Source organism: Microcoleus sp. B3-D7, assembly GCF_036705305.1.
Classification (GTDB): domain Bacteria; phylum Cyanobacteriota; class Cyanobacteriia; order Cyanobacteriales; family Microcoleaceae; genus Microcoleus.
The window spans coordinates 151,675-163,563 of record NZ_JAUBUE010000001.1 but is presented as its reverse complement, the minus strand read 5'-3'; the positions used below and the strand labels follow the sequence as shown (position 1 = coordinate 163,563).

6 protein-coding genes and 1 CRISPR repeat array (1 of these 7 only partly in view) are annotated in these 11,889 nt (G+C 46.1%); of the genes, 4 read left to right on the top strand and 2 right to left on the bottom strand.

Annotated elements, in window-relative coordinates:
• The 3 genes from QUB25_RS00600 to QUB25_RS00590 all read left to right on the top strand — a co-directional run.
• A partial coding sequence (locus QUB25_RS00600; RefSeq protein ID WP_333181508.1) for a CHAT domain-containing tetratricopeptide repeat protein occupies nt 1-1,952 on the top strand: 1,952 nt, incomplete at its 5' end.
• A 20-nt stretch (nt 1,953-1,972) separates the two neighbouring features.
• Nucleotides 1,973-2,638, top strand: coding sequence for a hypothetical protein (locus tag QUB25_RS00595; protein ID WP_333181507.1), 666 nt, complete (start codon nt 1,973-1,975; stop codon nt 2,636-2,638).
• Nucleotides 2,607-3,044: a HEPN domain-containing protein gene (locus tag QUB25_RS00590; RefSeq protein ID WP_333181505.1), complete on the top strand. Its 438-nt coding sequence runs from the start codon at nt 2,607-2,609 to the stop codon at nt 3,042-3,044. The genes QUB25_RS00595 and QUB25_RS00590 overlap by 32 nt, the downstream gene beginning before the upstream one ends.
• A 93-nt stretch (nt 3,045-3,137) precedes the next feature.
• Here the strand turns inward: QUB25_RS00590 and QUB25_RS00585 are convergent, their stop codons facing one another.
• Nucleotides 3,138-5,204, bottom strand: a complete 2,067-nt coding sequence (locus tag QUB25_RS00585) for an elongation factor G (protein WP_333181503.1) — start codon at nt 5,202-5,204, stop codon at nt 3,138-3,140.
• A gap of 317 nt (nt 5,205-5,521) precedes the next feature.
• Nucleotides 5,522-7,435 carry a heavy metal translocating P-type ATPase gene (locus tag QUB25_RS00580; RefSeq protein ID WP_333181501.1) on the bottom strand — a complete coding sequence of 638 codons (1,914 nt, stop codon included), beginning with the start codon at nt 7,433-7,435 and terminating at the stop codon, nt 5,522-5,524.
• A gap of 161 nt (nt 7,436-7,596) precedes the next feature.
• On the opposite strand from QUB25_RS00580, the gene QUB25_RS00575 reads away from it, so the two are divergent.
• Complete coding sequence (locus QUB25_RS00575) at nt 7,597-8,697, top strand: precorrin-8X methylmutase (protein ID WP_333181500.1); 1,101 nt, start codon at nt 7,597-7,599, stop codon at nt 8,695-8,697.
• Nucleotides 8,698-8,748: 51 nt separating this feature from the next.
• A CRISPR array of direct repeats spans nt 8,749-11,889; the repeat unit is 37 nt; unit sequence GTTTCAATCCCTGATAGGGAGTTAGGTTAATTGCGGC; it runs 395 nt beyond the window's last position.

Sequence of the window (11,889 nt, the reverse complement as noted above, 5' to 3'; positions counted from 1 at the left end):
AGGGCATTGCCCTAAATTATTTGGAGCGCTACAGTGAGGCGCTCGCAGCCTTCAAGAACTGCTTAGAAATTGAACAAAAATTCCACGGGGCTTGGGTCGGGAAAGGCATGGCCCTAAATCATTTGAGGCGCTACAGTGAGGCGCTCGCATCCTTCGATAAAGCTTTAGAAATTAAAGACGATCAATTGTGGCTAGCGTGGGACTATCGAGGTTTGGCATTTTTATACTCCGGGTGCTACATTGAAGCTATTCAAAACTGGGACGAAGGCTTGGAGAAATATCAGCCCAGCAACCGCGACTATCGCCTCGCTTGTGGCAATTTGCACAAGGAAAAAGGCAAAGCACACTACGAACACGGTAAACAAACATTCACTTATTTTGAATCCTTCCACAAACCCAAAGCCAGCTACGAACAAGCCCGCGACTTCTTGAAATCACCCCTCATCCCAGAAACTTATTTAGAAGTATTGCAAGGCTTAATTACCGTCTGCCGCAGCTTGGGAGATCTCAAAACCAGCGAGTACCTTAACGAAGCTACTATCCTGCTAGAACAATTAATTTTAGACGATGACACTCACCCGGACATAAAACTGCGACTCCAGCGCAAATTTGCCGGACTTTACCAGTTAGAAGTCGATACCCTTGTCGAGTCTGGCGACAAGGTAAAAGCACTGGAAAAAGCCGAATTGCGGAAAAACTTTTGTCTGCAATGGATGCACGCAGGTTGGCAAAACCGCACCGATAGCCCGACTTATCCCCAAATCCGAGACTTACTGGCAAACAACACCGAAACGGCGATTATTTACTGGCATCTCAGCCCAGTTTCCCTGACGGCTTTTATCATTACCCCAGACAAGTTTGAAGTTATCTGCACACCTGTCACCGATATATTCGCAAAGCGCAACAGTCAGAGTTTAGAAAAATGGCTGGAAAACTGGAAAACCAACTATCAAAATTACGCCAAAACTACCAGCAAACAGCAAAGCAAACAATCCCATCCCTGGCGCGAGTCAATGACAGCGCAATTGCAACAACTCGCTGACATCCTCAAAATTCCCGAAATTTGTACGCACCTCACCAATATCCAACATTTAATCTTAATTCCCCACCGCGACTTGCACCTGCTGCCACTGCACTTTTTATTCTCCGATAATCTTTTCACTATCACTTATCTGCCCAGCATCCAAGTTGGGATAGACAGACTAGACAGACAACCCTCACCTTCAATGTCTCTGCTGTTGGTAGAAAGCCCCGATCCATTACTTTTTGCTGAAATAGAAGCGCCCGCGATCGCGAATTTCCACCTTCACTGCAATACTATCCCTAGTTCACAAGCTACCACAGACAATCTTAAAGAAGCTCTGCAACAAGCTGCTGACATATTCCATTTTACAGGTCACGCCTACCACAACACAAAACAGCCGTCCCAGTCAGCGTTAATCCTGAAAAACAAACAGGCCCTAACTTCACAAGAAATCGCCAAATTCGATTTGAAAAGCTATTATCTAGTCTGCCTTTCCGCTTGCGAAACTGGCATAACAGGAAAAGAAGAACTGATAGATGAATTTGTCGGTTTAGCCAGCAGCTTTTTAGCTGCGGGTGCTGTTTACGCCCTCAGCACCCTCTGGATAGTTGATGAGATATCTACCGCTTTAATGATGATTCGATTCTATGAAATTCTCAACGAACAGCGTTGCCAAAATAAGTTGCATCCGGCACTAGCCCTCAAAGAAGCGCAAAAATGGCTCCGAACTATTACTTACAGCGAACTATCCAACTGGTATCTCGAATTGTCTGAAATAATTAAAGACTATTCCGGTTGCAGTCAAGATTTGAGAGACGAAGCTAACCTCATCCGCAGAGATCGTGCTAAAATTGAATCTGACAAACCTCCTTATGCCGATCTCTACCACTGGGCAGGTTTCACAATTACTGGTAAAGTTAATCCCTAACTTCCAAACCATCGACTATTATGAAAGCAAGAGATATTATTAGTCTGCAAGCCCTTGGCGCTGCTTTAGCTAAACTAGATTCATCTGTCCAGCTTGGCGAGTTGGAAGAGAATATAAGTCGTGAGATATTGGCTTTAGAAAAATTAGCCGAACAAAACAACATTCTGAACGAAATTTACACAAAAGAACGCCTCGACTTAAAAGAGCAGTACCAAGCAAAATCAAAAGACAAACGCTACAACGAGACAAGTGACATCATTTACAGCACCGATGCTGCAAATTTAAGCCCTTCCTTTCCTCAGCCGCCTGAAGAAATGGAAAATCCCTCTGGAATAGCTAAAGCCTTTGAGAATTTAATTGCATCTTTTAATAAAATTAAAAGCCTGTATGCGCTTGAAAACCCTATAGAAAGTTTTCAAATCATCATGGAACAAGAAGCGATCGCACCTTTGATTCTGGAAGCTTACGAGCGCATTCTAGCGATATTTCCTACGGCAAGATTAGGCTTGGAAGTGAAAACCGATCCAGAAATTGCCAACTGGCGATCGCTGTGGATTACCATTTACACTAAACTCGAAGTCGAGGAAGCTTTTGCAAAGTTAAACATCCTTGATGATAGTTGGTGGCTCGAAGCTAAAAGAGCTGCCCCCAAAAATGATTTACATATTAGGCTTGAATGGGAGTAAAATGAGATTTGATTGGTCTGAATATTTTAATTTAGCTCAAGACTTAGCTGCCACCAATAGTGACTGTTCAGGTAACAGGGAAGCCAAGTTGCGATCGGCGATAAGTAGAGCCTACTATTCGACATTTTGCCTAGCGCGAAATTACTTGCGCGACATTGAAAAGGACCCAACACTTTTTCGTAAGAATCGCGATATCAACGAACATCAATATGTAGCAAAAGAATTTATATACCACCCAACTCAAATGAAAAATATGGTCAAAATTGGTGAAAATTTAAGCAGATTGAGAGAACTTAGGAATAAAGCTGATTATCAAGATACTATGTTTAACTTACAAAGAGAAGCGAGAACTGCGTTAATGCTAGCTGAGAATATTATTTCATCGTTAAGTAAGTTAACTCAATAATCCCAGAAATGAAAATCGATCGCAATAAACTTTAATGGCAACTCGTGCAAAAACCCGGTTTCTTGAAGAAACCGGGTTTTTTAAGACAATTACCTAACTTTTACCGTTACCGTTTCCATTGCCGCCAGTTGTTAGTAAAACCCGCTTAGCTAAAGGTTCCGGCACTTCTTGCAATCGATCGAACTCCCAATTAAAAAATCCGACTCCCATTGTCTGCGATCGCAATTCTACGATCAAATTCTGCATTTCTGCGATCGGCAAATAAGCAGAAACTGCATCCCATCCCTTCCAGTCTTGTTTACCTTCGTAACCGAGAATTTGGCCGCGGTGTCCGCTGACCAACTGCAACACCTTTGATGTACACTCGTTCGGAGCGCAAATTTCAACTTTGGCGATCGGCTCCAGCAATGCCGGTTCGCACTTCGCCATTCCCTCCTGCATCGCCAAACGCGCCGCTTGCTTGAAAGCTTGTTCGGAACTGTCCACAGAATGGTAGGAACCGTTCGTCAGCGTCACCGCTACGTCTACCACCGGGAAACCCAGCGGGCCGCGATCCAAATACTCGCGCACTCCCACTTCAACGCCGGGAATGTACTGTTTTGGGACGACGCCGCCGACTATTTTATCGCTAAAGGTGAAACCTTCTCCGCGAGGCTGCGGTTGAATGTCGAGGTACACGTCGCCAAACTGTCCGTGTCCGCCGCTTTGGTGTTTGTAGCGCCCGTGGATGGAAGATGCTGGTTTGCGGATGGTTTCTTTGTATGGCACTTGCGGTAAGTGAGTCGCCATCGGCAAGTTATACTTGCGGCGCAACCTGTCTAAAGCTACTTTCAGGTGGATTTCGCCTTGACCCCAAAGTATAATTTCGTGAGTGTCGCCGTGCTGTTCCCAGACTAAAGATGGGTCTTCTTCTAGCAATTTAGCTAAAGCGGAACTCAGCTTAACTTCATCGTTGCGCTTTTCTGGGACGATCGCCAGTGCGTAGACAGGGGGGATGATTTCGGCTTTTGGCAATTCTTCCGATCGGTCGAGCGCCAGCGTATCGCCTGTTTTCACGCCTTCTAGCCTTCCCAAAGCCACAATTTCCCCCGCGCTGACAGACTGCAAACTTTGCGTTTGCTGGCCGGTCAAGCGATACAAACCGTTAACTCGAACGCCGTTCAAAGTTGCTCCGTCTGCCAGCGTCCCCCGCCACATTCTCACTAAAGATAGTTTTCCTCCTTGTGGTGTGTAATAGGTTTTGAGGATTTGAGCCAAAACTTTGTTTTCACTTTGTATAATGCCGCGGCGATCGGCTGTAGTTTCGGGTGTCGGCGCTTCCCTCAGCAAAGCTTCCAGCAGAGGCCGCACGCCGAAATCTTGTTCGGCCATGCCGATGAATACTGGCACAATTAAATCTGCGCCTAATTCCATCTTTAAATCGCGGGTAATTTCTTCGGCGTCTGGATTGATTTCTTCGAGCAATTCTTCGAGTAAATGGTCGTCAAAATTCGCCAATTCTTCGAGCATTTGCTGTCGCGCTGCGCTTTCTTGTGCTTTGAGGTGTTCTGGAAGCGGGACGGGATCTGCGGCCGCGCCCGGATGGTAGTGGTAAGCTTGTTCGGTTACTAAGTCGATAAAACCGATGATTTGTTCGTTTTTGCCGATCGGATATTGGTGAGGTACGATCGGTCTACTGGAAACGGATTTGAGCGCGTCGATCACCTCGGTGAAGTTGGTGCCGCAAGTAGTTTCGTCTGTGTAAGCACGATCGATCTTGTTGATGAAAACTAAGTGGGGAATTTCCCAATCATCGAGGAATTTAAACAGGGGGGCGAGGGTTAAAGTGCGATCGGCAACGGGTTCGCAAACAATTATCGCCGCATCCACACCAATCAGCGCATTGTAAGTTTCTTGGACAAATTCTACCGAGCCCGGACAGTCGAGAAATGTGAAGCGGACGCCTTCATATTCAGCGGTGGCGGCGTTTACTTCTACGCTCATTTGGCGATCGCGCGCTTCCGGCGAACTATCACCTATTGTGTTGCCCTCTTTGACATTTCCTTTGCGGGTAATTGTCCCTGTCACCGACAGCAAACTTTCGAGCAGTGCGGTTTTACCGCTTAAATAAGGGCCAACAATTGCAACGTTCCGCGTGGCCCCAAGGACTTTTTCGTTCATATTGCCTCCAACAGAAAACTTGTTTTCCATTGCTCTTGGTGCAATCTTTTCTATACCATTTTCTAGACTTTTTCTAGGTTAATTTTTATTGCAGTTTCGAGCAATTTCAGATTTTGGTATGATTCAATACTTTTGACGCTAGCGTATTTTGAGTGACGCAAACACAAATTGTAGTTTTTCTTAATATTTTTTTGAATTTTTAACCGCAGATGAAGGCAGATTAACGCAGGTGAACGCAGATAAGACTCTGGTTCCCAGGCTCTGCCTGGGAACGTATTTCACTTTTGCTCTGCTTCGATTTTAGCTGTTTTTGGTGTCTAATTTCTCAGGAGGCGCAAACCGCTTAAGGTTACTATTACTGTAGAGCCTTCGTGACCGATGACGCCGAAAGGCATGGTGATATTTCCAAAAAAATTAGCTGCCAATAACAGCACAATGCAACTGAGTGCAAAAACAATGTTTTGTTTGACAACATTTTGAGCGCGGCGGCCCAAAATAATTGCTTTAGCTAGTTGCTCCAACTTATCTGCCATTAATACGATATCAGCAGTTTCTAAAGCAACATCGCTGCCGGAAATCCCCATCGCAATGCCCACGGAAGCTTGAGCGAGGGCAGGGGCATCGTTGATGCCGTCTCCCACCATTGCTACAGTTTGATACTGGGTTTGCAGTTGTTTAATTGCCTGCACTTTGTCTTCTGGCAAAAGTTCGGCGTACACTTCATTAATGCCTAATTGACGGGCGATGTGTTGAGCTGTTTGCTCGTTGTCGCCGGTTAGCATAATTATATGTTCTACGCCTAATTTTTGCAAGCGTTTTACCGTTGCTGCTGCTTCGGGGCGGATGGTATCTGCTACTGCAATGATTCCTAAAAGCTGCTCGCCTTTTGCCACCCAAACAACGGTTTTACCTTCGCCTTGCAACTGCTGGCTGATTTGACTCAATTCGGAGGTTGCTTCGACAAAGTTGGCTTTACCAATGGCAATGATTTGATTGTTGACTTTGCCGACTATTCCTTGACCGATTTTTGCTTGTACGTCGGTAGCGGTTGACAATTGTAACTGTTGCTGCTGGGCGGCGCTGACAATTGCAGAGGCGATCGCGTGTTCGGAATGAGCTTCTAGGGCTGCAGCCAATTGCAGAACTTCTGTTTCAGTATATCCGGCTGCTGGTACAATTTGGATAACTTCAGGTTTTCCCGTGGTGAGAGTTCCGGTTTTGTCAAAGGCGATCGCCCTGACTTTACCAATCATCTCTAATTGCGCGCCACTTTTAAACAAAATCCCCTGTCTCGCCCCGTTAGCAATTCCCGAAAGCAGCGCCGGCATAATCGAAGCCATCAGCGCGCAGGGGGATGCGACTACTAGGAAAATCAGCGCCCGGTAGATTGTCTCTTCCCAATTCCAGCCCAAAACAAAGGGCGGCAAAGTTGCGAGAAGCAAGCCTAAACCGACAATTAATTTGGCATAACCGCGCTCGAATTTTTCCACAAACATTTGAGAAGGCGGCGCTTCAGTTTGCGCTTCTTTAACCAGCCGAATCACTCGCTGAATCAAGCTGCTTTCTGGAGTTTTATGCACTTCGAGTTTCAGCGCGCCGACACCGTTAATTGTACCTGCATAGACTTCATCGCCCTTGGTTTTTTCCACGGGCATCGATTCGCCGGTAATCGAGGCTTGGTCGATCGCGCTGTAGCCTTCAATAATTATCGCATCTGTGGGGATGATTTCTCCGGGCTTGACTAAAATGTAATCGCCAATTTTCAATTTGTCGATCGCAATTTCCCGTTCCCCGCCGTACATTACCACCCTAGCAGTATCCGCTGTCAAACTCATCAAACTGCGGATGCTGCGTTCAGTCCGCTGCATAGCATAACCTTCAAGCGCGCCGCTAATTGCAAAGATTAAAATCAACACCGCACCGTCAACAATTAAATGATATTCTTGCCGCCACAGCCCCAAACTGGCCGCGCCCAAAGCAGCGACAATCATTAACAAATCTACATCTAATTCGCGTTCTTGAAAAAGCGTAGTTAAGCCTTCGCGGGTACTGGAATAGCCGCCGATAACATAAGCCGCGGGTAAGATTAACACGGCTACACCCAGCCAGCCGAGTTGCAGGGCTAGCGAACCCAAGATTACTAGAATTCCGCACAGGGCGGCTGTTAAAGCGTCGGGATGTTCTTCTGCTAACTGGGAGATGCGAGAAATTGACAAAGAATTAGAAATCATTTGTAAAGGTTGATTTGGTAGAATGACTCCTGTAGCCTAAACCTTGACATTAATGTTAATGTCAAGAGTAAAACCAAACAAAATTACAAAACTCAATAACGCTCCATACCCATCTGCCTCCATCCGCGTTTATCCGCCCATATCTGCGGTTAAAAAATCCCATGCAAGAATACCTGACAATCAAACAACTTACAGAAGCGGTAAAAGGCACAATTACCCCTCGGATGGTGCGACATTATCACGCTTTGGGGCTGCTATCTCCGGCGGTACGATCGACCTCTAACTACAGACTGTACACCCGCAGCGATGTGCAAAGACTGCAAAGAATAGTGGCACTCAAGCAGCAAGGCTTTCAACTGTCTCACATCCGCAAACTGTTAGAAACTGACGCGGATGCTTCCCCGGACGCGCTGATGGCGACTCTGCAACGGCAATATCTATCGGTTGTTCAGCAAATTGTACGCCTCAGAGAAACGGCTTCGGCGCTGGAAGGATTGCTGGGACGGGATATTTCCTGTCAAGCGGTGCAAGCGGACGCCTTGGCGCAATTAAGGCTGTTGCAGGCGGAAACTGAGGGGGGGTTGGATGAGTTGGAACAATTTTGGGAGGGTTGGGATGCGGGGGCGCACACTCACCCGGAGGATTTTGGGGAGTCGTTGCAGCATTTGTTGCCGGATTTGGGCGATCGCTCGGAAATTGAGGTAGACTTGCTTTCTAAACTGGTGTTAGCCTGCGGAGATTGTTCGCTGCTGCCGTTTGTGAAGTTGAGCGCAACGGCGATTAAATCGGCGCGGGAAGCTTTGAAAAATCAGTGTCAAATTGTGGCTGATGTGCCGCCTGTTTTTGCGGCTTTGGATCGGACAAGATTGGCGCATTTGGGAACAAGTATTGCAACTTTAATTGATGACCCGCACATCAATGCTGCGGCGGAAGCGGAACAGGAATTCTGGCGGCAGGGTGAGTGGTTTGATAAGTTGTTGAAACTGGAAAAAGGATGTATATTGGTGATAGGATATGCGCCGTCTGTGCTGATGGCGGTTTGCGAGGCGATCGAGTGTGGGCAACTGCAACCGGCTTTGGTAGTTGGAATGCCGATCGGTTTTAGTCATTCTCCGGTGGCGAAACGGCGGTTAGTGCGATCGGGTGTTGCTTATATTACGACTGTGGGGACTTTTGGCGGCGGGTTGTTGGCGGCGGTTGCTTTGAATGCTTTGGTTGAGTCTTTAATTGAAAAGCCGAATTGTCATTGTCATCTCAAGTGAAGAGGGAATTTAGGTTTATTGTGGCTTAATTTGTTTTTTACTCTTTTATTCGTTTCAATCCCTGATAGGGAGTTAGGTTAATTGCGGCCGAATCGTGTATTTCCTCAAAGGTTCGTTCTTGTTTTGTTTCAATCCCTGATAGGGAGTTAGGTTAATTGCGGCTCCATTCCTGGATACAGTTATGTACATGGTCCAGTTTGGTTTCAATCCCTGATAGGGAGTTAGGTTAATTGCGGCATTGGCAAGCCCCCCAAAAATTTGGACAATATAAGTTTCAATCCCTGATAGGGAGTTAGGTTAATTGCGGCTCGCCCGTGGTATCTGGCGGTTGTGTTGCCCTGTTCAGTTTCAATCCCTGATAGGGAGTTAGGTTAATTGCGGCCCAACCCGAACCATCCTTCATAATTGATAGGTATCGGTTTCAATCCCTGATAGGGAGTTAGGTTAATTGCGGCTGTTGTACGGCAACATGGCCGGGCATCCAAACGGAGATTGTTTCAATCCCTGATAGGGAGTTAGGTTAATTGCGGCAATTGTCAATTTTTCCTAAGCCGGGACAACTTGAGTTTCAATCCCTGATAGGGAGTTAGGTTAATTGCGGCTTGCGATCGTCCCGCGTCCACCGAATGCCTCTCTGGTTTCAATCCCTGATAGGGAGTTAGGTTAATTGCGGCGTATCAGCAATATTGGGAAAACTACCGATAATATGTTTCAATCCCTGATAGGGAGTTAGGTTAATTGCGGCCGAATAACATCCCGTGTACTGTCCGGTATTTTAAAGATGTTTCAATCCCTGATAGGGAGTTAGGTTAATTGCGGCCCAATCCGATGCCGACGGGCAACTGAGCTTGCTCGTTTCAATCCCTGATAGGGAGTTAGGTTAATTGCGGCCCAACAAACCTAGAGATAAAGGGGATCTCTAGTTGGAAGTTTCAATCCCTGATAGGGAGTTAGGTTAATTGCGGCCAGTGGCCGCGATATCTTTGCTGTAGTGCTAGTTTATGTTTCAATCCCTGATAGGGAGTTAGGTTAATTGCGGCTTAATATCTTCATCAAAGCTAGTAACAGACGCCAAGTTTCAATCCCTGATAGGGAGTTAGGTTAATTGCGGCATGGCTGGCGGTTTAACTTGTCCTGCTCCTGTTCCCTTGTTTCAATCCCTGATAGGGAGTTAGGTTAATTGCGGCTCGCTTTCGCGAGGCAGTAGGGCACTTCTTTACAGGAAGTTTCAATCCCTGATAGGGAGTTAGGTTAATTGCGGCTCATGTTGTAAATTCTCCCTCTGTTACTACTTTGTTTCAATCCCTGATAGGGAGTTAGGTTAATTGCGGCTCTGTCGAGTGCTCGCTCGACTCGCATATTTTGTTTCAATCCCTGATAGGGAGTTAGGTTAATTGCGGCCTATTGATTGCGAAGTCTTTGCAGCAGAGTCTGGTGTTTCAATCCCTGATAGGGAGTTAGGTTAATTGCGGCATCCTGAAATTTCAGGTGTTGAATATCAACAAGGAGGTTTCAATCCCTGATAGGGAGTTAGGTTAATTGCGGCGCTTAATAAAATATTAAGTTCTAATCTGTTAGCAGTTTCAATCCCTGATAGGGAGTTAGGTTAATTGCGGCTTTCTTTGCCCCTTAACTGCGGTAGTATGATTTTGCAGTTTCAAGTTTCAATCCCTGATAGGGAGTTAGGTTAATTGCGGCTGGCAGCGTCCGTTATCTGAAAATTAACTCGGAGCTGTTTCAATCCCTGATAGGGAGTTAGGTTAATTGCGGCACTCCCCTATTATGCGATATGCTGCAAGTGTTTTCGTTTCAATCCCTGATAGGGAGTTAGGTTAATTGCGGCGCGCTGCTGCTGAAGGTAAGCACTTGAGGGTACCGGCGATCGTTTCAATCCCTGATAGGGAGTTAGGTTAATTGCGGCGGGATATTTATTGGAAAAGGAGAAAGAACGGGGGTTTCAATCCCTGATAGGGAGTTAGGTTAATTGCGGCAAAAGTTTGAGGGATGTGTGACATGGACATGACGTTTCAATCCCTGATAGGGAGTTAGGTTAATTGCGGCCCAGAAAGAAGACGCCACCACATTCGGGATGCTCGTTTCAATCCCTGATAGGGAGTTAGGTTAATTGCGGCGCGCGTTCTTTTTGCTCGTTCTGGGATGCGTTCTCGGGTTTCAATCCCTGATAGGGAGTTAGGTTAATTGCGGCCTTCTAGTAGTTCATCAAGGGAATCCGAAGATTCTAAGTTTCAATCCCTGATAGGGAGTTAGGTTAATTGCGGCCAGGGCTAAAAGGATTTAAACCCAGCGCTTTTTTGTTTCAATCCCTGATAGGGAGTTAGGTTAATTGCGGCGCTAAAGCTGTTTGTTTTGAGTGGTGCTGCGATCGGTTTCAATCCCTGATAGGGAGTTAGGTTAATTGCGGCTCTCAAACTGTGAAGTGGTAAACGCTTGAAGCTTGTGTTTCAATCCCTGATAGGGAGTTAGGTTAATTGCGGCACTTTTTCTACTATCTTGTTAGCTTCTAGAGATGGTTTCAATCCCTGATAGGGAGTTAGGTTAATTGCGGCCCTGGATCAAACGAAGTAACAGCCTTACAGCAAGAAGTTTCAATCCCTGATAGGGAGTTAGGTTAATTGCGGCTGACATGGATTGAAGACGACATCATCAACACCTACGTTTCAATCCCTGATAGGGAGTTAGGTTAATTGCGGCCCTATCTTGAACGAACATTCTTCGATTTTTCTTAGTTTCAATCCCTGATAGGGAGTTAGGTTAATTGCGGCCCTAAGTAAAAAAATCCCTCTGCATAATTTCACGTTTCAATCCCTGATAGGGAGTTAGGTTAATTGCGGCGCGATCTAGCCGAGCTAGAGAATACTGAGTTATTCCAGTTTCAATCCCTGATAGGGAGTTAGGTTAATTGCGGCCTGTTGTCCATGTGGATATTTTAGCGGCGGATGGGATTAAGGTTTCAATCCCTGATAGGGAGTTAGGTTAATTGCGGCGGGAGGCTCCAACTAATGAGAGCGGTAAGCATGTTTCAATCCCTGATAGGGAGTTAGGTTAATTGCGGCTTTTAGAAAGCAGGCTCGCCGACTTACAAAAGCTTGAGTTTCAATCCCTGATAGGGAGTTAGGTTAATTGCGGCGTGGCATTGGAGTTCGATCGGCTCAAGATTATATGTTTCAATCC

Coding starts and splice junctions, on each gene's coding strand:
- QUB25_RS00590 (WP_333181505.1), top strand. CDS start 2,607: ATGATTTACATATTAGGCTTGAATGGGAGTAAAATGAGATTTGATTGG.
- QUB25_RS00595 (WP_333181507.1), top strand. CDS start 1,973: ATGAAAGCAAGAGATATTATTAGTCTGCAAGCCCTTGGCGCTGCTTTA.
- QUB25_RS00575 (WP_333181500.1), top strand. CDS start 7,597: ATGCAAGAATACCTGACAATCAAACAACTTACAGAAGCGGTAAAAGGC.
- QUB25_RS00585 (WP_333181503.1), bottom strand. CDS start 5,204: ATGAACGAAAAAGTCCTTGGGGCCACGCGGAACGTTGCAATTGTTGGC.
- QUB25_RS00580 (WP_333181501.1), bottom strand. CDS start 7,435: ATGATTTCTAATTCTTTGTCAATTTCTCGCATCTCCCAGTTAGCAGAA.